General features: G+C 72.6%; 24 protein-coding genes. 20 read left to right on the top strand and 4 right to left on the bottom strand.

Translation table 11 applies throughout. The features are described from left to right. Position 1 precedes the first annotated feature (1 nt). Positions 2–823: a hypothetical protein gene (locus tag CYQ11_RS23790; protein ID WP_099202394.1), complete on the top strand. Its 822-nt coding sequence runs from the start codon at positions 2–4 to the stop codon at positions 821–823. Between the two features lie 48 nt (positions 824–871). On the opposite strand, the gene CYQ11_RS23795 is transcribed toward CYQ11_RS23790, so the two are convergent. After that, complete coding sequence (locus CYQ11_RS23795; RefSeq protein ID WP_099202395.1) at positions 872–1,315, bottom strand: DUF3093 domain-containing protein; 444 nt, start codon at positions 1,313–1,315, stop codon at positions 872–874. A gap of 59 nt (positions 1,316–1,374) precedes the next feature. Here CYQ11_RS23795 and CYQ11_RS23800 point away from each other — a divergent pair, with 59 nt between their 5' ends. From CYQ11_RS23800 to CYQ11_RS23835, 8 genes are all read left to right on the top strand, one after another. Next, positions 1,375–1,959 carry a PaaI family thioesterase gene (locus CYQ11_RS23800; RefSeq protein WP_099202396.1) on the top strand — a complete coding sequence of 195 codons (585 nt, stop codon included), beginning with the start codon at positions 1,375–1,377 and terminating at the stop codon, positions 1,957–1,959. Further along, the gene (dut, locus tag CYQ11_RS23805) at positions 1,956–2,456 is read left to right on the top strand and encodes a dUTP diphosphatase (RefSeq protein WP_099202397.1); all 501 of its coding nucleotides are present in this window, start codon (positions 1,956–1,958) and stop codon (positions 2,454–2,456) included. The genes CYQ11_RS23800 and dut overlap by 4 nt, the downstream gene beginning before the upstream one ends. Before the next feature lies 1 nt (position 2,457). Beyond that, a complete protein-coding gene (locus CYQ11_RS23810; RefSeq protein ID WP_099202398.1) occupies positions 2,458–3,240 on the top strand; it encodes a DUF3710 domain-containing protein in 783 nt (260 codons plus the stop codon). A gap of 340 nt (positions 3,241–3,580) precedes the next feature. Next, positions 3,581–3,670 carry a K(+)-transporting ATPase subunit F gene (gene kdpF, locus CYQ11_RS23815; RefSeq protein ID WP_087925864.1) on the top strand — a complete coding sequence of 30 codons (90 nt, stop codon included), beginning with the start codon at positions 3,581–3,583 and terminating at the stop codon, positions 3,668–3,670. An 8-nt stretch (positions 3,671–3,678) separates the two neighbouring features. Next, a complete protein-coding gene (gene kdpA / locus CYQ11_RS23820; protein ID WP_099202399.1) occupies positions 3,679–5,370 on the top strand; it encodes a potassium-transporting ATPase subunit KdpA in 1,692 nt (563 codons plus the stop codon). After that, a complete protein-coding gene (kdpB, locus tag CYQ11_RS23825) occupies positions 5,367–7,475 on the top strand; it encodes a potassium-transporting ATPase subunit KdpB (RefSeq protein ID WP_099202400.1) in 2,109 nt (702 codons plus the stop codon). The genes kdpA and kdpB overlap by 4 nt, the downstream gene beginning before the upstream one ends. 7 nt (positions 7,476–7,482) lie before the next feature. Next, complete coding sequence (gene kdpC, locus CYQ11_RS23830) at positions 7,483–8,136, top strand: K(+)-transporting ATPase subunit C (protein WP_099202401.1); 654 nt, start codon at positions 7,483–7,485, stop codon at positions 8,134–8,136. 256 nt (positions 8,137–8,392) lie between these two features. Beyond that, a complete protein-coding gene (locus CYQ11_RS23835) occupies positions 8,393–9,196 on the top strand; it encodes a putative protein N(5)-glutamine methyltransferase (RefSeq protein ID WP_099202402.1) in 804 nt (267 codons plus the stop codon). A 103-nt stretch (positions 9,197–9,299) separates the two neighbouring features. Here CYQ11_RS23835 and CYQ11_RS23840 read toward each other — a convergent pair whose 3' ends face one another. Further along, a complete protein-coding gene (locus CYQ11_RS23840; protein ID WP_099202403.1) occupies positions 9,300–9,839 on the bottom strand; it encodes a GNAT family N-acetyltransferase in 540 nt (179 codons plus the stop codon). 262 nt (positions 9,840–10,101) lie between these two features. Between CYQ11_RS23840 and CYQ11_RS23845 the strand changes: the two genes are divergently transcribed. The 4 genes from CYQ11_RS23845 to CYQ11_RS23860 all read left to right on the top strand — a co-directional run bounded on the left by CYQ11_RS23845 (position 10,102) and on the right by CYQ11_RS23860 (position 14,698). After that, complete coding sequence (locus CYQ11_RS23845; RefSeq protein ID WP_099202404.1) at positions 10,102–12,654, top strand: DUF4118 domain-containing protein; 2,553 nt, start codon at positions 10,102–10,104, stop codon at positions 12,652–12,654. A 118-nt stretch (positions 12,655–12,772) separates the two neighbouring features. Continuing rightward, complete coding sequence (locus CYQ11_RS23850) at positions 12,773–13,462, top strand: response regulator (RefSeq protein ID WP_099202405.1); 690 nt, start codon at positions 12,773–12,775, stop codon at positions 13,460–13,462. 84 nt (positions 13,463–13,546) lie between these two features. Next, the gene (locus CYQ11_RS23855; protein ID WP_099202406.1) at positions 13,547–13,945 is read left to right on the top strand and encodes an OB-fold nucleic acid binding domain-containing protein; all 399 of its coding nucleotides are present in this window, start codon (positions 13,547–13,549) and stop codon (positions 13,943–13,945) included. A 3-nt stretch (positions 13,946–13,948) separates the two neighbouring features. Continuing rightward, positions 13,949–14,698, top strand: a complete 750-nt coding sequence (locus CYQ11_RS23860; RefSeq protein ID WP_099202407.1) for a DUF3159 domain-containing protein — start codon at positions 13,949–13,951, stop codon at positions 14,696–14,698. Positions 14,699–14,799: 101 nt separating this feature from the next. Here CYQ11_RS23860 and CYQ11_RS23865 read toward each other — a convergent pair whose 3' ends face one another. Together CYQ11_RS23865 and CYQ11_RS23870 are read right to left on the bottom strand one after the other, a co-directional pair. Continuing rightward, complete coding sequence (locus CYQ11_RS23865; protein WP_099202408.1) at positions 14,800–15,480, bottom strand: potassium channel family protein; 681 nt, start codon at positions 15,478–15,480, stop codon at positions 14,800–14,802. Beyond that, positions 15,477–16,145 (bottom strand): potassium channel family protein, encoded by a 669-nt coding sequence (locus CYQ11_RS23870; RefSeq protein WP_099202409.1) that lies wholly within the window; start codon positions 16,143–16,145, stop codon positions 15,477–15,479. The genes CYQ11_RS23865 and CYQ11_RS23870 overlap by 4 nt, the downstream gene beginning before the upstream one ends. 309 nt (positions 16,146–16,454) lie before the next feature. Here CYQ11_RS23870 and CYQ11_RS23875 point away from each other — a divergent pair, with 309 nt between their 5' ends. The 7 genes from CYQ11_RS23875 to CYQ11_RS23905 all read left to right on the top strand — a co-directional run bounded on the left by CYQ11_RS23875 (position 16,455) and on the right by CYQ11_RS23905 (position 23,079). Further along, the gene (locus CYQ11_RS23875; protein WP_099202410.1) at positions 16,455–17,153 is read left to right on the top strand and encodes a PhzF family phenazine biosynthesis protein; all 699 of its coding nucleotides are present in this window, start codon (positions 16,455–16,457) and stop codon (positions 17,151–17,153) included. A gap of 349 nt (positions 17,154–17,502) precedes the next feature. Beyond that, entirely contained in the window at positions 17,503–19,110 is a 1,608-nt protein-coding gene (locus CYQ11_RS23880; protein WP_240003677.1) for an ATP-binding protein, read from the top strand. Positions 19,111–19,118: 8 nt separating this feature from the next. Beyond that, the gene (locus CYQ11_RS23885; protein WP_181143880.1) at positions 19,119–19,541 is read left to right on the top strand and encodes a roadblock/LC7 domain-containing protein; all 423 of its coding nucleotides are present in this window, start codon (positions 19,119–19,121) and stop codon (positions 19,539–19,541) included. Beyond that, the gene (locus CYQ11_RS23890; RefSeq protein WP_099202412.1) at positions 19,538–19,900 is read left to right on the top strand and encodes a DUF742 domain-containing protein; all 363 of its coding nucleotides are present in this window, start codon (positions 19,538–19,540) and stop codon (positions 19,898–19,900) included. The genes CYQ11_RS23885 and CYQ11_RS23890 overlap by 4 nt, the downstream gene beginning before the upstream one ends. Next, entirely contained in the window at positions 19,878–20,480 is a 603-nt protein-coding gene (locus tag CYQ11_RS23895; RefSeq protein ID WP_099202413.1) for a GTP-binding protein, read from the top strand. Before CYQ11_RS23890 ends, CYQ11_RS23895 begins: the two co-directional genes overlap by 23 nt. Next, positions 20,477–21,967 carry a cytochrome P450 gene (locus tag CYQ11_RS23900; RefSeq protein WP_240003678.1) on the top strand — a complete coding sequence of 497 codons (1,491 nt, stop codon included), beginning with the start codon at positions 20,477–20,479 and terminating at the stop codon, positions 21,965–21,967. The genes CYQ11_RS23895 and CYQ11_RS23900 overlap by 4 nt, the downstream gene beginning before the upstream one ends. Next, on the top strand, positions 21,952–23,079 hold the full coding sequence (locus CYQ11_RS23905) for a cytochrome P450 family protein (protein ID WP_398780597.1): 1,128 nt from the start codon (positions 21,952–21,954) through the stop codon (positions 23,077–23,079). The genes CYQ11_RS23900 and CYQ11_RS23905 overlap by 16 nt, the downstream gene beginning before the upstream one ends. Positions 23,080–23,104 lie beyond the last annotated feature (25 nt).

The raw sequence follows: 23,104 nt of genomic DNA on the forward strand, positions 1-23,104 counted from the left end.
CATGGCAGGCTCGACCCCGTTCCGGAAGCGGCGCTCCCGGCAGCCCGAGCCGACCAACGGGCTCGCCGAGGGCGCATCCGGCGGCCAGGCCGGCACCGCGCCCGGCCGGAACGTCGAGCGAGGCCGCAGGGCCTCGCTCGCCTCCGCCGTGGGCCGTGGCGCCGGCTGGGCCGGTGACACGGTGATGAAGGGCGGCCGGGGGGCGAGGGCGGGTCTGACCGTCGTCGCCGACCGGATCGTCGTGAACGCCCCGCGCATCCCCGTGCGCGACCTCGCGACCCTCCGCGCCCAGTTCCCCGGCCTCGGCCCGGAGGAGCTCGCGGACAAGCTGGTGGCCGGCGCCGTCCACGGCACCTCGACCGTGGGTGCCGGCATCGGGGCGGCGGCCATGCTGCCCGTACCGCCCGCCATCCCCGCCGAGCTGGCGGCGGAGATCATCGGCGTCGCCGCCGTGGAGTTCAAGATGATCGCCGAGCTCCACGAGGTCTACGGCCGGCGGGCGCCCGGCACGGTCCGCCAGCGGGCCACCGCCTATCTCGGCGCCTGGGCCGAGGAACGGGGCATCGACGTCACGTCCCCCATGACCGTCAACGCGGCCCTCGGCGGCCAGCTCCGGCGCGAGCTGCGCCAGCGCGTCCTCAAGCGCACGTTCCGCAGCCTGCCGAACGTCGCACCCTTCATGATCGGCGCAACCGTCGGCGCGATGATCAACCGCCGCGACACCCGGCGGCTCGCCGAGCGGGTCCGCCGGGACCTGCGCAGCCGGCAGGTCGCCTGGGACGACCTCCCCGAATCCCCCGACGAGGGCCTGGGCCTCGCCTAGACCCCCCTCCGGGCCCCTTCCACGGCCCTTCCGGCACCGGCCCCGGCGTCAGGCCCGGACGGCCGTGAGGGCGGCGGCCAGCAGCTCGGGATGGCGGGTGGAGAGGTAGACGTAGGGCGTGGGGTCCGCCGGGTCCGTGACCTCGATCCGCACCGCGGTGGGCACGTAGCCGCGCAGCAGCATGAACGCGCGGGTGTCGGCCTTGTGGGTGCGCCAGGCCCGCGCCTCCTCCGCGTCCAGCACCTCGGGCGCGCCCAGCGCCTCCAGGGGGATCCGCGCGTCGCCCGCGACGAGGGCGCCGCCCACCACCCGGATGCGGACCGAGCCGTACGAACTCACCGCGACGGCGGCGAGCGCCCCGCCGCCGATCAACCCGCCGAGCATCGGCAGGGTGCCCAGCGGCAGCAGGATCAACGCCATGGCGATCCCGGCGAGAACCGCGATGAACCACCAGGAACGGGGCGCGGTCAGGCGTTCTTCGTAAGGCTGCATGCGCACAAGCTTGGCACGGACGGGACCGGGTGCGTCCGGCGCGGGTAAGGTCAGCCCCTGTGAGTGGACGAACAACAGCGCTGACACCGCCGGCCGACGCCGGGCCGCCGGTGCGGCACCCCGAGGCCCCCGCACCGGGCGAGATCATCGGGTCGCACTACGAGTACTGCTTCGGCTGCGGCGGCGGCGTGGCGCACGGACTGCACCTGGAGACGCGGGCCGGCGAGGGCGTGAACGTCACCGCCGAGTTCACGGTCAGGGAGGCCCACCAGGGCGCCCCCGGCCTCGCGCACGGCGGTGTGCTGGCCACGGCCCTGGACGAGACGCTCGGCTCGCTGGGCTGGATGCTGCGGGTGATCGCGGTGACCGGCCGGCTGGAGACGGACTTCCTGCGCCCGGTGCCGGTGGGCACCGAACTGCACCTGACCGCCGAGGCGGTCGCGGTGCACCGCCGCAAGATCTACTGCACGGCCACCGGCCGCATCGGCGGCCCCGACGGGCCGGTCGCGGTGCACGCGAACGCGATGTTCGTCGAGGTCAAGATCGACCACTTCATCGACAACGGCCGCAAGGAAGAGATCCAGGCGGTCATGGCGGACCCCGACCAGGTGAAGGTCGCGCGCGCATTCGAGGTGAACCCGTGAGCCGTCAGCCCGTCGACGTACTCATCCGCCGGGTCGACCCCGAGGTGCCCCTTCCCTCCTACGGTCACCCCGGCGACGCCGGATGCGACCTGGTGACCACCGAGGCCGCCGAGCTGGCGCCCGGTGAGCGGATGGTCCTGCCCACCGGCATCTCGATCGCGCTGCCCGACGGGTACGCCGCGTTCGTCCACCCCCGATCGGGTCTCGCCGCCCGGTGCGGGGTGTCCATGGTCAATGCCCCGGGCACCATCGATGCCGGGTACCGTGGAGAGATCAAGGTGATTGTGGTCAATCTGGACCCGCGCGAGAGCGTGCGGTTCGAGCGGTTCGACCGCGTCGCCCAATTGGTTGTCCAGCAGGTCGAGAGGGTCCGCTTCCACGAGGTGGCGGAACTTCCCGGCTCGGCGCGGGCCGAAGGGGGCTTCGGGTCCACCGGTGGCCACGCTGCCGTGGGGAATGGATTCGCTTCGGTCGCCTGCGACCGGGAAGGACAGTGACGTGTTCGGTCGTCGCCGCAAGCGCAGCGAGGACGTCGTCGAGAGTGCCGACCGCCTCGACGACGTGACCTCCGAGAAGTCGGACGGGGACGCCCTCGCCGACGAGGACGCACACACCGCGGCCGAGAGCCGGATCCGGCTGGAGCCGGGCCCGCGCCCGGACGGGCCGTGGGACGTCTCCGAGGTCCGCGACCCGGCCGAGGGCCGGGTGGACCTGGGCGGACTGTTCGTGCCCGGTGTCGAGGGCATGGAACTGCGGGTCGAGGTCGCCGGTGACGCCATCGTCGCCGCGACCGTGGTGCTGCGCGACAGCGCGGTGCAGCTCCAGGCGTTCGCCGCGCCCAAGCGCGAGGGCATCTGGTCCGAGGTCCGCGAGGAGATCGCGGGTGGCATCACCCAGCAGGGCGGTGTCGTGGACGAGGTCGAGGGCCCCCTCGGCTGGGAGCTGCGGGCCCAGGTGCCCGTGGCGCTGCCCGACGGCACGCAGGGCGTGCAGCTCGTGCGCTTCGTCGGCTGTGACGGGCCGCGCTGGTTCCTGCGCGGTGTGATCTCCGGCCAGGGCGCGGTGCAGCCCCAGACCGCCGGGCTGCTGGAGCAGATCTTCCGGGACACCGTCGTCGTGCGCGGCGAGTCCCCGATGGCGCCCCGCGACCCGATCGTCCTCAAGCTGCCCGAGGACGCCCAGATGGTGGCCGAGGGCCTCCAGCAGGAGGAGCAGGGCTCGCGCTTCGCCGGCGGTGTGGACCGCCTCCAGCGCGGCCCGGAGACCACCGAGGTCCGCTGAGCGGACACCGCCGCGCATCTTCCGGGAGGGGCCGCCGCCCGATGGCCCCCTCACCGGCCGGAATACGACGTTTCGCTGGGCCGGAACTCGCACTGCGAGTTCCGGCCCAGCGGCGTTTCCGCAGGTCTTCGCCGGGCGCGTATGGATCCCGTCAAAGGGGCGCTAATGGCCGTAAGGGAGGCGTCAACAAGGGCCGTACGGAGCGGCGGCGGATGTTTCCTCAAGAGGTCCGTTCATCCGAACCTCTCTAGGAGCACACGATGGCCGACGTGGCCTTCGTCGTCACCACGATCGCGGTCTTCGCGCTGGTGGCTCTCGTCGCCAAGGGGGTGACGAAGCTGTGACCGCCGAGAACGTCGTCGGCCTGGTCGTGGCCGTCGCCCTGCTGGGCTACCTGATCCTCGCCCTCGTCTTCCCGGAGAGGTTCTGACGTCGCACATGAGCCCCGTTCTCTCCGGAGCCCTCCAGCTCACCGCTCTCGTCGCGGCACTGGCGCTGTCCTACCGCCCGCTGGGCGACTACATGGCCCGCGTCTACAGCTCCGAAAAACACCTGCGCCCCGAGAAGTGGATATACCGCCTGATCGGTGCCGACCCCAGAGCTGAAATGCGCTGGCCCGCCTATCTGCGCGGCGTCCTCGCGTTCTCGGCCGTCAGCGTCCTCTTCCTCTACCTGCTCCAGCGGGTCCAGGGCGCGCTGCCCAAGGCGCTGTCGCTCGGCTTCTCCTCGATCAGCCCGGACCAGGCGTTCAACACCGCCGCCTCGTTCGTGGCCAACACCAACTGGCAGTCGTACTCCGGCGAGCAGGCCATGGGCCACGCCGTGCAGACGCTCGGCCTGGCGGTCCAGAACTTCGTCTCCGCTGCCGTCGGCATGGCCGTCGCCGTGGCGCTCGTACGGGGCTTCGCCCGTTCCCGCACCGGCGAACTGGGCAACTTCTGGGCCGACCTGGTCCGCGGCACGGTCCGCGTCCTGATCCCGCTCTCCGTCGTCGGCGCGCTGGTGCTCGTCGCGTGCGGCGCTATCCAGAACTTCGCCGGCATCCACGACATCGGTCAGCTGACCGGCGGCACCCAGCAGGTCAACGGCGGCGCGGTGGCCTCGCAGGAGGTCATCAAGGAACTCGGCACCAACGGCGGCGGCTACTTCAACGCCAACTCCGCCCACCCGTTCGAGAACCCCAACGCCTTCACCAACCTCTTCGAGATCTTCCTGATCCTCGTCATCCCCTTCGCCCTGACGCGGACCTTCGGCAAGCTCGTCGGCAACGTCAGGCAGGGCTACGCGATCCTGGCCACGATGGGCCTGATCTGGCTCGGTTTCACCGCGCTGATGATGTGGACGGAGTACGCCCACCACGGTGCGGCGCTCCAGGCCGCGGGCGGCGCGATGGAGGGCAAGGAGCAGCGCTTCGGCGTCGGCGCCTCCGCGATCTTCGCGACCTCCACCACCCTCACGTCGACCGGCGCGGTGGACTCCTTCCACTCGTCCTTCACCGGCCTCGGCGGCGGCGTCGCCCTGCTCGGGATGATGCTCGGCGAGATCGCGCCCGGCGGCGTCGGCTCCGGCCTCTACGGCATGCTGGTCATGGCGGTCATCGCGGTCTTCATCGCGGGTCTGATGGTCGGCCGGACGCCCGAGTACCTCGGCAAGAAGATCGGCACCCGCGAGATCAAGCTCGCCGCGTGCTACATCCTCATCACCCCGACCCTGGTGCTGGGCTTCACCGCCCTGTCCATGGCGCTGTCCACGCCGCCGGACTCGATCCTCAACGGCGCGGCGAACTCGGTGCACGACAGCGGGGCCCACGGCTTCTCCGAGGTCCTCTACGCCTTCACCTCCGGCGCCAACAACAACGGCTCCGCCTTCGCCGGCCTGAACGCCAACACGCAGTGGTACAACACCACGATCGGCCTCGCCATGCTGCTCGGCCGCTTCCTGCCGATGGTCTTCGTGCTGGCGCTCGCGGGCTCGCTCGCCGAGCAGAAGCCCGTACCCGAGACGGCGGGCACCCTGCGCACCGAGAAGCCGCTTTTCGCGGGCCTCCTCGTCGGCGCGATCCTGATCATCACCGGCTTGACCTACTTCCCGGCCCTGGCCCTCGGCCCGATGGCGGAGGGACTCTCATGAGCACGACCACCCCTGTCCGCACCGAGCCCGAGGGCCCCGCGGACGACCGTCCCCAGGGCGGCGAGGAGCACGGCCGGGTCTCCGGCGGCCTCTTCGACCCGGCCCAGCTGCTGAAGTCCCTCCCGGACGCCTTCCGCAAGCTCGACCCCCGGGTGATGGTCAAGTCCCCGGTGATGTTCGTCGTCCTGATCGGCTCGGTGGTCACCACCGCCCTGGCGCTCCGGCACCCCGGCGAGTGGTTCGGCTGGGCGATCACGGTCTGGCTCTGGCTGACCGTCCTCTTCGCCAACCTCGCCGAGGCCGTCGCCGAGGGCCGCGGCAAGGCCCAGGCGGACACCCTGCGCAAGGCCAAGACCGACACGGTGGCCCGGCGCCTGAACGGCGACACCGAGGAGTCGGTGCCCGGCACCGAGCTGCGCGTGGGCGACCTCGTCGTCTGCGAGGCCGGCGACGTCATCCCGGGTGACGGCGACGTCGTCGAAGGGGTGGCCTCCGTCGACGAGTCGGCCATCACGGGCGAGTCGGCCCCCGTCATCCGCGAGTCGGGCGGTGACCGCTCGGCGGTCACCGGCGGCACCAAGGTGCTGTCCGACCGCATCGTCATCAAGATCACGACGAAGCCGGGCGAGACCTTCATCGACCGGATGATCAACCTGGTCGAGGGCGCCGCCCGCCAGAAGACGCCGAACGAGATCGCGCTCAACATCCTGCTCGCCTCGCTCACCATCGTCTTCCTGCTGGCCGTCATCACCCTCCAGCCGTTCGCGATCTACGCGGGCGCCGAGCAGTCGATGATCATCCTGGCGGCGTTGCTCGTCTGCCTCATCCCGACCACCATCGGGGCGCTGCTCTCCGCCATCGGCATCGCGGGCATGGACCGGCTCGTCCAGCGCAACGTCCTGGCGATGTCCGGACGGGCGGTCGAGGCGGCGGGCGACGTCTCGACGCTGCTGCTCGACAAGACCGGCACCATCACCTACGGCAACCGCCAGGCGTCGGAGTTCGTGCCCGTCAAGGGCACGATGGCCGCCGAGGTCGCGGACGCCGCCCAGCTGTCCTCGCTGGCCGACGAGACGCCCGAGGGCCGCTCGATCGTCGTCCTCGCCAAGGAGAAGTACGGCTTGCGCGAGCGCCACGAGGGCGAGCTCGTCGGCGCCGAGTGGGTGCCCTTCACCGCCCAGACCCGTATGTCGGGCGTCGACGTGGAGGGCCGCAAGGTCCGCAAGGGCGCGACCGGTTCGGTCATCGCCTGGGTCGAGGAGCAGGGCGGCACCGTCGCCGAGGACGCCCGCAAGCTCACCGACGACATCTCGCAGGCCGGCGGCACCCCGCTGCTCGTCGCTCTGGAAGACGACAAGGGCGCACGCGTCCTGGGCGTCATCCACCTCAAGGACGTCGTCAAGGAGGGCATGCGCGAGCGCTTCGACGAACTGCGTGCCATGGGCATCAAGACCGTCATGATCACGGGGGACAACCCGCTGACGGCCAAGGCCATCGCGGAGGAGGCCGGCGTCGACGACTTCCTCGCCGAGGCCACGCCCGAGGACAAGATGGCCCTCATCAAGCGCGAGCAGGCCGGCGGCAAGCTCGTGGCGATGACCGGCGACGGTACGAACGACGCGCCCGCGCTCGCCCAGGCGGACGTCGGCGTGGCCATGAACACCGGCACCTCGGCCGCCAAGGAGGCCGGGAACATGGTGGACCTGGACTCCAACCCCACCAAGCTCATCGAGATCGTCGAGATCGGCAAGCAGCTGCTCATCACGCGCGGCGCCCTGACGACCTTCTCGATCGCCAACGACGTGGCGAAGTACTTCGCCATCATCCCGGCGATGTTCGCGGTGGCCTACCCGGGCCTGGACAAGCTCAACGTCATGGGCCTGACCTCGCCGGAGTCGGCGATCCTGTCGGCCGTCATCTTCAACGCGCTGATCATCGTGGCCCTGGTGCCGCTCGCCCTCAAGGGCGTCCGCTACCGCCCGATGAGCGCGGACAGCATGCTCCGCCGCAACCTCGGCATCTACGGACTGGGCGGCCTCATCGCCCCGTTCATCGGCATCAAGCTCATCGACATGCTCATCTCCCTCATCCCTGGCATCGGGTGACGTCACCATGAACAACTCCGTCAGCAACACGGCCCGCCTGCTGGGTGCGGGGCTGCGCGCCCTGCTCGTCCTCACGGTGGTCTGCGGGGTGATCTACCCCCTGGTGGTCACCGGCATCGCGCAGGCGGTCTTCCACGACAAGGCCAACGGTTCGGAGGTGACGGTGGACGGCAAGTCCGTCGGCTCCGAGCGGCTCGGCCAGAGCTACAACCTTGCGGACCGGCAGGACAAGGACGGCAACCCGCTGCCGGACCCGAGGTTCTTCCAGCCGCGGGTCTCGGCGGCCGGGGCCAACACCGAGAACACCCAGTACAAGATCGTGGTGTCGGGCGCGTCCAACCTCGCCGCCGACAGCAAGGTCCTGCTGAAGTCCGTCGAGCAGCGCCGCGCGGATGTCGCCGCCTTCAACGGCGTCCGGCCGTCGTCGGTGCCGGTGGACGCCCTGACGGCCTCGGCCTCCGGGCTCGACCCGGACATCTCACCGGAGTACGCCCGCCTCCAGGCGGCGCGCGTCGCCAAGGCCAACGGCCTGCCGCAGGGCGCGGTCGACCGGCTCGTCGAGGACCACGTCGACGGACGGATCCTGGGCTTCATGGGCGAGGAGCGCGTCAACGTCCTGAAGCTGAACGTGGCGCTCCAGAAGCTGGCGGCCAAGGGCTAGGGGAACGGGCCGAGGGCCCCGCGGCCGTCACGGAGACAGGCCGGGCACCGCGTGTGCCCGGCCTGTCCGGCGTCGTGCCCTTGGGGTACAGTTCCGGTTGACCGCAAGAACGATCTTGCCGTCACGTCCGGTGAACGACCGAGGAGGTGAGACCCATTACCGCTGTAGCAGGCTGGGTGCTCTCCTGTCACGGTCCGACGGTTCACCACGGATAGGTGAACCGGGAGAGCGCCCTTCGGTCATCCGAAAGGCTCTCATGTCCGCTTCCCTCACCGCCCCTTCCCTTTCCGCCCTCGTCGCCAGGCTGCGCGCCGCCGGCTGTGTCTTCGCCGAGGACGAGGCGGACCTGATCGCCTCCACCGCGGCGTCACCCGCCGAGGCCGAGGCCATGGCGGACCGCCGGGCCGCCGGACTGCCGCTCGAACACGTCCTCGGCTGGGCCGCGTTCTGCGGCCTGCGCATAGCCGTGGACCAGGGCGTCTTCGTCCCCCGCCGCCGCACCGAGTTCCTCGCCGGCCACGCCCTCGCGCTCACCCGGCCGGGAGCCGTCGTCCTCGACCTGTGCTGCGGCACCGGTGCGCTCGGCGCGGCGGTCGCCGCCGCCGTGCCCGCCGTGGAGCTGCACGCCGCCGACATCGACCCGGCGGCGGTGCGCTGCGCCCGCCGCAACGTCCCCGACCACGTCGGCCGCGTGTACGAGGGCGACCTCTACGCGCCCCTGCCCGCCACGCTGCGGGGCCGCGTCGACGTGCTGGTCGCCAACGGGCCGTACGTGCCGACCGAGGCGATCGGGCTCCTGCCCCCCGAGGCCCGTGACCACGAACCCCTGGTCGCGCTCGACGGCGGTGCCGACGGCCTCGACGTCCAGCGCCGCGTGACCGCCGAGGCGGCGCGGTGGCTGGCGCCCGGCGGCGCCCTGCTCGTCGAGACCAGCGAGCGACAGGCACAGCGCACGGCCGAGCTCTTCACGGACCACGGCCTGACGCCGCGGATCGTCACGTGCGACGACCTGTACGCCACCGTCGTCGTCGGCGAGTTGAGAAAAACGCCTGCGCGCTGACGCGCGTTGACGCCACACGGTGAGCCAGTGGCATCAACCTGGCCGGGGAACGGTGCGCGTCACGCGGCCCGGTGGGGCGTGACCGGCCCGGCCGGCGGTCCGCTCACCACACGTCGCCCGGCCGCCAGTCGCACGTCAGCTCCCCGTCCAGGTCGACGTCCACGCCAGGAACCGGCATCACATAGATGCAGCCGTCCTCCTCCGCCGTGCGTTCGACGCCGGTCGGGGCGAGGACGGAGGCCGGGCCCCGCCACAGCCGCCAGCCGCGGCCCGTGTACAGCGGGACCGCCTCGTCGGAGGCGCCCAGGGCGCCCAGTTGGTACCCGCCGTCGCGCAGGACGCGCTCCAGGGCCGCCATCACGGTCGAGCCGTGGCCTTGGCGGCGGCGGTCGGCGCGGACGGCCACGGCCTCCACGTAGCCCGTGCGCAGCGCGCGCCCGCCGTGCAGCAGACGGCGCTGCACCAGCGAGCCGTGGGCGATCAGCTCACCGGCGTCGTGGACCAGCGCGTGGACGCCGCAGAGGGTGTGGTCCCAGTCCTCGTCCGTGAAGTCGCCCTCGAAGGCGTCGTCCATCAGGGCCCGGACGGCCGCCAGCTCGGCGGCGGTGAGGGCGGAGGTGTGGGCGGTGCGCAGCTCGGTCATGGCGTCCTCACGTCGGGGGCGGACCCGGGCGGCGCCATTGTGCCCGGGTCGCTCACGCGTGCGCACGGGATTTCCGCCCACGGCCCGCCCCCGCAGGACACGGCCGCGGGCGTCAGGACCGCGTCAATACCTGCCGCCTGAGCGACCCCGGCCCCATTTGTCCGAATCCTTGGCCGTAAGGTCGACCGTACGCGGCAGTGTGGCACCTCAGGACGGAGCACCGACCCGAACGCCGTCGCGACTCGTGAAAGACAATGGGGCCATGGGACGCGGGAACCTTCGCATCTACCTCGGCGCGGCGCCGGGCGTCGGAAAGACCTACGCCATGCTCTCCGAGGCGCACCGGCGGACGGAGCGCGGCACCGACGTCGTCGTCGGCTTCGTGGAGCACCACGGCCGGCCGCGCACCGAGGTCATGCTCCACGGCCTGGAGGAAGTGCCCCGCCGCGAGCTGACCTACCGCGACTCGTGCTTCACGGAGATGGACGTCGACGCCGTCCTCGCCCGCCGCCCGGCCGTCGCCCTCGTGGACGAGCTGGCGCACACCAACGTCCCCGGCTCGCGCAACACCAAGCGCTGGCAGGACGTCGAGGAACTGCTCCAGGCCGGCATCGACGTCGTCTCCACGGTCAACATCCAGCACCTGGAGTCGCTGGGCGACGTCGTCGAATCGATCACGGGCGTACGGCAGCGCGAGACCGTGCCCGACGAGATCGTGCGCCGCGCGGACCAGATAGAGCTGGTCGACATGTCGCCGCAGGCACTGCGCCGGCGGATGGCCCACGGCAACATCTACAAGCCGGACAAGGTCGACGCCGCCCTCTCCAACTACTTCCGTCCCGGCAACCTCACCGCGCTGCGCGAGCTGGCCCTGCTGTGGACGGCCGACCGCGTCGACGAGTACCTGCGGCAGTACCGCACCGACCACAGCGTCTCCACCATCTGGCACGCCCGCGAGCGCATCGTCGTCGGCCTGACCGGCGGCCCCGAGGGACGTACGCTCATCCGCCGCGCAGCCCGCATGGCCGCCAAGGGCTCGGGCAGCGAGATCCTCGCCGTCTACATCGCCCGCAGCGACGGCCTGACCTCCGCCTCCCCGAAGGAGCTGGCGGTCCAGCGCACCCTGGTCGAGGACCTGGGCGGCACGTTCCACCACGTCATCGGGGACGACGTGCCGGCCTCGCTGCTGGAGTTCGCCCGCGGGGTCAACGCCACCCAGATCGTGCTGGGCTCCAGCCGCCGCAAGACCTGGCAGTACGTCTTCGGACCCGGCGTGGGCGCGACCGTGGCCCGCGACTCCGGCCCCGACCTCGACGTGCACATCGTCACGCACGAGGAGGTCGCCAAGGGCCGCGGCCTGCCCGTGGCGCGCGGCGCCCGGCTGAGCCGGGGCCGGACCGTGGCCGGCTGGCTGGTCGGCGTCGGCGGCCCGGCGCTGCTCAGCCTGATGCTGACGCTCGTCGTCCCCGACCTCGGGCTCGCCAACGACATGCTGCTGTTCCTGACCGCGACGGTCGGGGCGGCCCTGCTCGGCGGCGCGTTCCCGTCGCTGGCCTCGGCGGCCTTCGGCTCGCTCCTGCTGAACTACTACTTCGTCGAACCCGTCCACCAGTGGACGATCACCGACACCAAGAACATCGTCGCCATCACGATATTCGTCCTCGTCGCGATCTCCGTCGCGTCGGTCGTCGACGTGGCGGCGCGCCGCACCCACCAGGCGGCCCGGCTGCGCGCCGAGTCGGAGATACTCTCCTTCCTCGCCGGCAGCGTCCTGCGCGGCGAGACCAGCCTGGACGCCCTGCTGGAGAGGGTCCGCGAGACCTTCGGCATGGAGTCCGTGGCCCTGCTGGAACGCGCCAGCGAGGTCGACCCCTGGACCTGTGCGAGCAGCGTCGTGACCACCGACGGCAAGCCGCTGCTGCGCCCCGACGACGCCGACGTGGAAATGCCGGTGGGCGACAACCTGGCGCTCGCCCTGTCCGGCCGGGTGCTGCCCGCCGAGGACCGGCGCGTGCTCGCCGCCTTCGCCGCCCAGGCCGCGGTGGTCCTGGACCGCCAGCGGCTGGTGGGGGAGGCCGAGCGGGCCCAGGAGCTCGCCGAGGGCAACCGCATCCGCACCGCCCTCCTCGCGGCCGTCAGCCACGACCTGCGCACCCCGCTCGCCGCCATCAAGGCCGCCGTCACCTCCCTGCGCTCGGACGACGTGGCCTGGTCGGAGGAGGACGAGGCCGAGCTGCTGGCCGGCATCGAGGACGGCGCCGACCGCCTCGACCACCTCGTCGGCAACCTGCTCGACATGTCCCGGCTCCAGACCGGCACCGTGACCCCGCTGATCAGGGAGATCGACCTGGACGAGGTCGTCCCGATGGCCCTGGGCGGGGTGCCCGAGGGCAGCGTCACCCTGGACATCCCGGAGACGCTGCCCATGGTCGCCGTCGACCCCGGCCTGCTGGAGCGCAGTGTCGCCAACATCGTCGAGAACGCCGTCAAGTACAGCCCCGGCGGAACGCCCGTCCTCGTCGCCGCCAGCGCCCTGGGCGACCGCGTCGAGCTCAGGGTCGCCGACCGGGGGCCCGGCGTGCCCGACAGCGCCAAGGACCGGATCTTCGAGCCGTTCCAGCGCTACGGGGACGCGCCGCGCGGTGCCGGGGTCGGGCTCGGCCTCGCCGTCGCGCGCGGCTTCGCCGGGGCCATGGGCGGCACCCTGGCCGCCGAGGACACCCCCGGTGGCGGCATGACCATGGTGCTGACGCTGCGGGCCGCGGCCGGCCGGCCGCCCGTGCGCGCGGACCTCCCGGCCCAGATCACGACGTGAGACCGGGTGCCGTCACCCGGCCCCAGGCGGCGCCGGCGGCCGCGGTGGTACCGAACGAACCGGATCCAGCAGCCGGGCCCCGAGGCGGGGCCGGCACGAACGACGAAGGTGGTCCAGCATGAACCGGGTGCTCGTGGTGGATGACGAGCCGCAGATCGTCCGCGCTCTCGTGATCAACCTGAAGGCGCGGAAGTACGAGGTCGACGCCGCGCCCGACGGCGCCACCGCCCTCCAGCTCGCCGCCGCGCGCCACCCCGACGTGGTCATCCTCGACCTCGGTCTGCCCGACATGGACGGCGTCGAGGTGATCAAGGGCCTGCGGGGCTGGACCCGGGTGCCGATCCTGGTGCTGTCGGCCCGGCACACCTCGGACGAGAAGGTCGAGGCCCTCGACGCCGGCGCCGACGACTACGTCACCAAGCCGTTCGGCATGGACGAGCTGCTCGCCAGACTCCGCGCCGCGGTGCGCCGGGCGGAGCCGACGGGGCCCTCGGCCGCCGGCGACGACGCCATCGTCGAGACGGAGGCCTTCACGGTCGACCTCGCGGCGAAGAAGGTCAACCGCGGCGGCAAGGACGTGCGGCTCACGCCGACCGAGTGGCACCTGCTGGAGGTGCTCGTCCGCAATACGGGCCGTCTCGTGAGCCAGAAGCAGCTGTTGCAGGAGGTCTGGGGCCCGTCGTACGGGACGGAGACGAACTACCTGCGGGTCTACATGGCGCAGCTGCGGCGGAAGCTGGAGCAGGACCCCTCCCACCCGGCGCACTTCATTACGGAGCCGGGGATGGGATACCGGTTCGAGGGGTGAGGGTGCGGCCGGGGGTCCGGGGCGGCATGGGCGTTCGAAGGCGACCCGGGCAGACGGCGGGCCCGGCCCCGGTACGCTGGGTACATGAGCGCCGTACCCCGTTCCGAGAAGCCGACCGGCCGCTTTCGCCGGATGCTGGACCGGCTGTCCACCTCCCAGGAGGAGCTGCGCGACGCCGAGCTTCAGCAGGACGCGGAGGCGACGGGCTGCACGAAGATATGTGACTGCGACGATCGTCAGATCGTCAAGGTCACCGGCACGCTGCGGACCGTCACGCTGCGGCCGCGCGCCGGGGTGCCCGCGCTGGAGGCCGAGCTGTTCGACGGCTCGGCCGCACTCGACGTCGTCTGGCTGGGGCGCCGCTCCATAGCCGGGATAGAGCCCGGCCGTAAGCTGATCGCCTCCGGCCGGATCTCCATGAGCCGCGGCCGGCGGGTGCTGTTCAATCCCCGATACGAACTCCGACCGCTCGGACAGGAGTAGCCGTTGCCGTCTCACGACAAGCCGACGGACCCGCAGACGACGCACAGCGCGGACTCGCGCGCGGCCACCGAAGCCGCCCTGTTCGAGGCATTCGGCGGGGTCCGGGGCATGGTGGAGACCACCGTTCCCGGCCTGGTCTTCGTCGCCGTCTACACGGTCAAGCGGGACATCCACGTCGCCGCGATCGCCGCCCTCGGCCTCTCCCTGGTGCTGGGGATCGCGCGGCTGGTGCGCAAGGACACCCTCAAGCACGCCTTCAGCGGCGTCTTCGGGGTCGCCTTCGGCGCCGTCTTCGCGATGATGTCCGGCGATGCCAAGAACTTCTACCTGCCCGGCATGCTCTACACGCTGGGACTGGCCATCGCCTACATCGTCACGTCGATCGCCGGCTACCCCCTGCTGGGCCTGATCCTCGGCCCGGTGTTCAAGGAGAACCTCTCCTGGCGCACCCGCAACCCCGGACGCAAGGTCGCGTACACCAAGGCCAGCTGGGCCTGGGGGCTGATCCTGCTCGCGAAGTCGGCCGTGCTCTTCCCGCTGTACTGGTGGGGTGACGCCACCCAGCTGGGCTGGGTCAAGGTGGCCCTCGGTATCCCGCCGATGCTGCTCTCGGTCTATCTGACCTGGATCTTCCTGGCCAAGGCGCCGCCGCCGATCGACGTGTTCGCCGAGATGGAGGCCGCCGAGGCCGCCGAACGCGAGAGGAAGGCGGAGAGGGAGCGCGTCGCGCAGCCCCAGCCGCCGAGCTACTGAGACGCGCGGCACGAGGACGACAAGCGGAAGGCCCCGGGAACCGACTGGTCCCGGGGCCTTCCGCTTGTCGTCCTCGCCGTCGGCGTCCGCCGTCGGCCGCGTCACTCGGACGCGGCGTCCTCGCGGCGTACCGAGAGCAGGTCCTCCAGCTGCTCCTCGCGCGCCGGGGACGCCACGAACAGCAGCTCGTCACCGGCTTCGAGGGCGTCCTCGCGGTTCGGGGTGAGGACGCGGTTGCCACGGATGATCGTGACCAGGGAGGTGTCCTCCGGCCAGTCGACGTCGCCGACCCGGGTGCCGGCCAGCGCCGCCTCGGGCGGCAGGGTCAGCTCCACGAGGTTGGCGTCGCCCTGGCTGAAGCGCAGCAGGCGCACCAGGTCGCCGACGCTCACGGCCTCCTCGACCAGCGCGGACATCAGACGCGGGGTGGAGACGGCGACGTCCACGCCCCAGGCCTCGTTGAACAGCCACTCGTTCTTCGGGTTGTTCACCCGGGCCACGACGCGGGGAACCCCGTACTCGGTCTTGGCCAGCAGCGACACGACGAGGTTGACCTTGTCGTCACCGGTGGCAGCGATCACCACGTTGCAGCGCTGCAGCGCCGCCTCGTCGAGCGAGGTGATCTCGCACGCGTCGGCCAGCAGCCACTCGGCCAGCGGCACCCGCTCCACCGAGATGGCGGACGGCGCCTTGTCGATGAGCAGGACCTCGTGCCCGTTCTCCAGCAGCTCGCCCGCGATGGAACGGCCGACGGCCCCCGCACCAGCGATAGCAACCCTCATCGGTGCGCCTCCTCGGGCCCCTGCGAGAACGCCGCCTCGACCTTCTCGACCTCGTCGGTGCGCATCATCGCGTGCACCAGATCGCCTTCCTGCAGCACCGTCGCCGACGTCGGCAGGATGGCCTCGCCCAGCCGGGTGATGAACGCGACCCGCACGCCGGTCTCCTCCTGGAGCAGGCTCACCTTCTGGCCCACCCAGGCCTCGGCCACGGGCACCTCGGCGAGCTGGACGCCACCGCTGGGGTCGCGCCACAGCGGCTCCGCGCCGGACGGCAGCAGGCGGCGCAGCATCTGGTCCGCGGTCCACCGGACGGTGGCCACGGTGGGGATGCCCAGCCGCTGGTAGACCTCGGCGCGGCGGGGGTCGTAGATGCGGGCCGCCACGTTCTGCACGCCGAACATCTCGCGCGCCACCCGGGCCGCGATGATGTTGGAGTTGTCGCCGCTGCTCACCGCGGCGAACGCGCCGGCCTCCTCGATGCCCGCCTCACGCAGGGTGTCCTGGTCGAAGCCGACCCCCGTCACCCGGCGGCCGCCGAACCCGGAGCCGAGGCGCCGGAAGCTCGTCGGGTCCTGGTCGATCACGGCGACCGTGTGACCTTGCTGTTCGAGGGTCTGGGCGAGGGCCGAGCCCACCCGCCCGCACCCCATGATCACGATGTGCACGACGCTTACCCCATACTCCGGATTACCGCGTTGACCTGCACAGACACCCTGCTCACATCTTCCTTTTCCGGCTCACGGCCCCACGGGAGGCTCCTCGTGGGTACGACGCGACGCGCCCACGGGACGTCTGTCCCCGCCGGCGCACGTCACCACCGTATCCGTAACCCTTCCCGCACCGGGCGCCCGGACCGCCGTCCGGGCCCGTGGGCCGTCGCCGGGCCTGAAAGCGGGCCGTAGCGGTCACCCAGTGTGTCCGGACGGCGGGCACAGCGTCCGAGCGGATGATCAAGGAGGTGCTTGAATGCCCCGATGACGGAAACCCTCGATCCTTCCTGCGCCTCCCTCGGCCTCCGCGTCCTGAACGTCTTCCGCGGCACCTCCGGCGGGGGCGGCAACCCGCTCGGCGTGGTGACGAACGGGGCCGCCTGCCCCGGCGAGGAGCGGCGCCGCGCCCTGGCCGCCCGGCTCGGCTACAGCGAGACGATCTTCATCGACGACGCCGAGCGCGGAGTGGTGGACATCCACACCCCCAGCGTCCGGCTGCCCTTCGCGGGCCACCCCCTGGTGGGCGCCGCCTGGCTGCTCGGCCCCGGGGTGAGCGTCCTGCGCCCGCCGGCCGGCGAGGTGGCCGTGCGCCGCGAGGGCGAGGTGATCTGGGTGCGCGGGCGCGCCGAGTGGGCCCCGGGCCGGCGCACCGAGCAGTACGGATCGGTGGCCGAGGTCGACGCGCTGCCCGCGCCGCCGCCGGGGGAGGGCTGGCTCTACGCCTGGGCCTGGCAGGACGAGAAGGCGGGCGTGGTGCGGGCGCGGGGCTTCCCGCGCCGCGGCGACTCCGTCGTGGAGGACGAGGCGACGGGGGCGTCGGCGCTGGTGCTGACGGACGAGCTGGGGCGCCCCCTCGACATCCGGCAGGGCGTGGCGTCGCGGATCCTGACCCGCCCGCACGCCGACGGCACGATCGAGCTGGGCGGCACGGTCGCGCCGGCGGGCCCGGCGCCGGCGGTGTGAGCGCCGCGGGCGGGGTCCGCCGGGAGCCGCGGATGGCCGGATCCGGCCGGTCCGACGGGCCGCCGCGGGTGGCCGGTCCTCGCCCGCCGCGCCGCAGTCGGCGCGACGCCGCCGGTCAGGGCGCCGACGGGTGAGCGGGCTGGTCCGCCCCGTCGAAGAGGTGGACAGACCATGGGCGTAAGTCTGTTCGGTATTCGTGACGAAGATCGGACACACTGTCATCTGCGTGGTTAGGATGATCCGCGTATTCCGCTTCCGGACGGGACGTCAGGACGCCGACCTGTCCCTTTGACCCAGCCACCGCTGGGAGGTGCCCCCAGCGCATGCCCCCTTCGTCCAAGAGGAATTGATGTCACATCACATAACGGAGGCGGTGATCTGGTGCCTGGCCCTCGCGCTGATCGTCGTCGCGGTCCTGCTGGCGCGCCAGCGGACGATCACCGACGGAGTGCGCAGGCGCGTCGCCCAGCTCGAAGAGAGCCTGCGGGCGCGTGACGAGGAGGTCGGCCACCTGGTCGGCGTCCGGCTGCCGGCGGTGGCGGACGCCGTCAGCCAGGAAGTGCCGCTGCCCGGACCGCTCGACGAGCGGCTCGCGGGCACCGCCTTCGCCCAGCACCTCCAGTCCGTGATGGACCTGTTCGCCCGGGCCGTCGAGAAGGCGCAGGCCCGCGCCGACCAGTCGGCCAAGGCCGCGCTCAAGGCGTCGATGCGCGCCCTCCAGGGGCTGGCGCACGAACAGCAGCTCGCCATCTCCGAGATGCAGGACCGGCACGACAATCCGGACGTGCTCCGCGACCTGCTGGAGATCGACCACGCCAACTCCCAGTTCGGCCGCCGTGCCCAGGCCATCGCCGTGCTCTGCGGCTCCTGGCCCGGCCGGCAGCGCGTCGCCTCCCCGCTCACCGACGTGGTCCGGGGCGCCACCTCCCGCATCCGCGACTACCGCCGCGTCCGCGTGCACGGCGGCCAGGAGGACCTGGCCATCGTCAGCCGGGCCGTGGAGCCCGTGGTCCTCGCCGTCGCCGAGCTGCTCGACAACGCCGCACGCCACTCCCAGCCCAACACCACGGTCGAGGTCAGCCTCCAGCCCGTGCACAACGGCGCCTGCGTCGTCATCGACGACGCAGGGGTCGGCATGGACGGCCAGGAAGTGCAGCAGGCCGTCGCGATGCTCTCCGGCCGGCGGCCCGTGGACGTCTCCCGCCTCGGCGACCCCCCGCAGTTCGGCTTCCCGGTCATCGGCGTGCTCGCGGCGCGCTACGGCTTCAGCGTCTCGGTCGACACGCGCTCGCCCTACGGCGGTGTGCGGGCCGTCCTCTTCCTGCCCAGCGCCCTGCTGACCCAGCTGGAGATCGACGGGCCCAGCACCGCCCCGCTGGGCGGCCGCAACCGCGCCGCCCACGGCCCCGCCGCCGCGCCACGCCAGCCCGCCCGTACGCATGACGCCCGGCCGCACGCCCGCCCCGAGCGGACCCACGCCCCCGCGGAGCGGGCGCCCCAGCCCCGTCCGGCGGACGACGCCGCCCCGGCCGCCGCCCCGGACCCGGACGTCCCGAGCGCCCCGGCCGCCCCGCCCGTGATCGGCTCCACGGCCGGCGGACTGCCCAAGCGCCGCCGCCGGCAGCCCGGAGCGGGCCCGCGCAGCAGGCCCTCGGCGCCGCTGCCCGGCGACATCCCCAAGGAGCGCACGGCCGAGGAGACCGCCCGGCGCATGGGCGCGTTCGCGCGCGGCACCCGGTCCGGCCGGACCGGCAACCACCCTCTTCCGCACCTCCCTCACCACTCCGGCGGCCAGGCCACCGGACCGCGGCCCCAGGACCCCGGCCCCGCCCGGGGCCACGGCGGCCCGCCGTCCGGCCAGGTCCCCGGACAGCCGCCCGGCAGCCAGGCATTCCCCCCTCCGCCCGGTGCCTTCGGCCCCACCCCCGCAGAAGACGAAGGGAACCCGCACGCGTGAACGACCACATGAACAAAGAGCTCGGCTGGATGCTCGACGAGGTCGTGAAGATGCCGGAGGCCCGGCACGCCATCCTCCTCTCCGCCGACGGCATGCTGCGCGCCCACTCCCAGGGCATCGACCGCGACGAGGCGGAGCGCCAGGCCGCCGCCCTCTCCGGCCTGCAGTCCATCAGCCGCTCCACCGCCGAGTTCTGCACCCACCCCCACCACCAGGACAGCCCCTGGCGGCAGACGCTCATCGAGTTCGCGCACGGCTACGTCTTCCTCATCGCCGCCGGCCCCGGCGCCTACCTCGCGGTCTCCGCGGGCGAGGACGTCGACATGGAAGCCGTCACCTACCGCATGCAGAAGACCGTCGACCGCCTCGGCAAGGAACTGGTCAGCCCGCCCCGGCAGGACGCCTGGCAGGGCCCGGGCAGCCCGGCATGACACCGCCCGCGTCGCGGCGCGACAAAGGGCTGGTACGCCCGTACGTCGTCACCGAGGGCCGGTCGCACCCCACGCGCAACACCTTTGACCTGGTCACCCTCGTCATGGCGCACGGCGACCGGCCGCTCGGCGGGCTCAGCCCCGAAAAGCGCGCGCTCATGGAACTCTGCCTCGGCGGCGCCCTGTCCGTCGCCGAGATCGCCGGCCACCTGATGCTGCCCGTCAGTGTCACCAAGGTGCTGCTCGGCGATCTCGTGGACAGCGGCCACCTCACCACCCGGGCCCCCATCCCCTCGGCACAGCTGCCCGAGGCCCAGATCCTCCAGGAGGTGCTCGATGGACTCCGTGCTCGCCTCTGACGGAGACCTCTATCTGCCCCGGACCGTGCGCACCGCCGCCAAGATCCTCGTCGTCGGGCACTTCGCCGTCGGCAAGACCACCTTCGTCGGCTCGCTGTCGGAGATCCGCCCGCTGCGTACCGAGGAGACGATGACGCAGGCCGGGGCGCTCGTCGACGACCTGGCCGGCATCGACGGCAAGACCACCACGACCGTCGCCATGGACTTCGGCCGGCTCACGCTCAGCGACAGCCTCGTCCTCTACCTCTTCGGCGCCCCCGGCCAGCAGCGCTTCACCCGGCTCTGGCAGGACATGACCCGGGGCGCGCTCGGCGCCCTCGTGCTCGCCGACACCCGGCGGCTGGAGCAGTCCTTCGACGTCATGGGGCTGCTGGAGGAGCACGGGCTGCCCTACGCGGTGGCGGTCAACCACTTCGACGGCGCCCCGGTCCACCCCGAGGAGGAGATCCGCGAGGCCCTCGACCTGCTCCCCGAGACCCCGCTGATCACCTGCGACGCCCGCGACCGGATCTCCTCCACCCGCGCGCTCATCACGCTCGTCGAGTACCTCAGCACCCGCACCGCCCAGGAGCCCGTGTGACCTACCGCCCCGACGCCGGCCCCCTGCCGCCCGCCGCCCCGCCGCCGGGCTGTCCGGCCCACCGGGCGCACGGGCCGGCGACGCCGCTGTACGGGCCCGACTTCGCCGCGGACCCCCACGCCGTCTACCGGCGGCTGCGGGAGCAGGGGCCCGCGGCCCCCGTGGAGCTGGCGCCCCGGGTGCGGGCCACCCTCGTCACCGACTACCGGGCCGCGCTCGAAGTGCTGCGCAGCCCGGAACGGTTCGCCAAGGACGCCCGCCGCTGGCGGGCGCTGGCCGAGGGCCGCGTCGAGGCGGACAACCCGGTCGTGCCGATGATGGCCTACCGGCCCAACTGCCTGTTCTCCGACGGCGACGACCACCGCCGCTACCGCCAGGCCGTCGACGACAGCCTCGCCCGCATCGACCCCAACGCCCTGCGGGGCTACGTCGAGCGCAGCGCCGACAGCCTCATCGACCGCTTCACCACCCTGGGTGAGGCCGACCTTCTCGGCTCGTACGCCAAGGTCCTGCCGCTGCTCGTCTTCCAGCAGCTCTTCGGCTGCCCGCCCGAGCTGGGCGACCGGCTCGTCGAGGGCTTCTCCGGCATCTTCGACGGCGTCGACGCGGAACGGGCCGACGCGCTCATCACCAGCAGCCTCCTGGAGCTCATCGCCCTCAAACGCCGGCAGCCCGGCGCCGACGTCACCTCCTGGCTGATGGCCCATCCGGTCCAGCTCGACGACGAGGAGATGCTCCACCAGCTCGTCGTCCTCATCGGCGCCGGCACCGAGCCCCAGCAGAACCTCATCGCCAACGCGCTGCGGCTGCTGCTCTCCGACGACCGCTTCGCCGGCGACCTGGCCGGCGGCAGCATGCCCGTCGAGGACGCCCTCGACGAGGTCCTCTGGCTCGACCCGCCGATGGCCAACTACGCGGTCCACTACCCGACGGCCGACCTCGACTTCGGGGGCGTGCCGCTGAACGCCGGCGAGCCCGTCGTCGTCAGCTTCGCCGCCGCCAACACCGATCCCGCCCTGAGCTCCGGCCGCCGCACCGGCAACCGCGCCCACCTCGCCTGGAGCGCGGGCCCGCACCACTGCCCCGCCAAGGACCCGGCCCGGCTCATCGCGGCGACCGCCGTGGAGAAGCTCCTGGACCGGCTCCCCGACCTCGAGCTGGCCGTCCCCGCCGACCGGCTGGTGTGGCGCCCCGGCCCCTTCCACCGCGCCCTCACCGCCCTGCCCGTGCGCTTCCCGCCCGTCCCCGTGCCCGTGGCGGCGCCCGCGCCCGCCCACCCCGGCACCCAGCCGTCCCCACTCGACCGGCCGGCCGCACCCCCGTCCGCCCCCGGCCCGACCCCTGGAGAGAGCCGATGGAACGTCCGACCTGTCCCGTCGCCATCGACCCCGCCGGCCGTGACATCCACGGCGAGGCAGCCCGCATCCGCGCCCACGGCCCGGCGGTCCCCGTGGAGCTTCCTGGTGGCGTGGTGGCATGGTCGGTGAACGGCCAGGCGCTGCTGAAGCGCCTGCTCACCGACCCGCGCGTCTCCAAGGACCCGCGCCGGCACTGGCCCGCCTGGGCCGCCGGCGAGATCTCCCCCGAATGGCCCCTCTACACCTGGGTCGCGGTGCGGAACATGTTCACCGCCTACGGCAGCGAGCACAAAAGGCTCCGCACCCTCGTCTCCAAGGCCTTCACCGCCCGCCGCACCGCCGCCCTGCGCCCCCGCGTCGAACAGATGACCGTCGACCTCCTCGACGGCCTCGCGGCCACGCCGCCCGGTGAGGTCGTCGACCTGCGCGAGGCCTACGCCTACCCCATCCCCATCCAGGTGATCTGCGAGCTGTTCGGCGTCGACGACGAGGAGACCCGCGAGGGCCTGCGCCACTGCGTCGACTCGATCTTCCACACCTCGGCCACGCCCGACGAGGTCACCGCCACCTACGCCGAGCTGTACCGGCTCCTGGGCGGCCTCGTCGCCGCCAAGCGCGAACAGCCCGGCGACGACATGACCAGCGTCCTGATCTCCGCGCGCGACGACGACACCCCCTCGGACGGCACCCAGCTGACCGAGCAGGAGCTCGTCGACACCCTCCTCCTCATGATCGGCGCCGGTCACGAGACCACCGTCAACCTCCTCGACAACGCCATCCACGCCCTGCTCACCCACCCCGAGCAGCTCGCCCACGTCCGCGAGGGCAGGGCCGGCTGGGGCGACGTGATCGAGGAGACGCTGCGCGCCCAGGCGCCCGTCGCCAACCTGCCCCTGCGCTACGCCGTGGAGGACATCGAGCTCGACGGCGGGGTGACCCTCCGCAAGGGCGACGCGATCCTCGCCTCGTACGCCGCCGCGGGCCACGACCCGGCGCTCTACGGTGACGACGGAGCCCGTTTCGATGTGAGACGTGCCACCAAGGAACACCTCTCCTTCGGGCACGGCGTCCACTTCTGCCTGGGCGCCCCGCTGGCCCGCCTGGAGGCGGGCATCGCGCTGCCCGCGCTCTTCGCACGCTTCCCCGGCATGGCGCTCGCCGTGGCCCCCGACGAACTGCGTCAGGTGGACTCTTTCATCTCCAACGGCCACCGGACGCTGCCGGTGCGGCTCCGGCCGTGAGACGGACCACTTGCCGGCCGTGAGA

The sequence above is a fragment of the Streptomyces cinnamoneus genome, assembly GCF_002939475.1.
GTDB classification, from domain to species: Bacteria; Actinomycetota; Actinomycetes; order Streptomycetales; family Streptomycetaceae; genus Streptomyces; species Streptomyces cinnamoneus_A.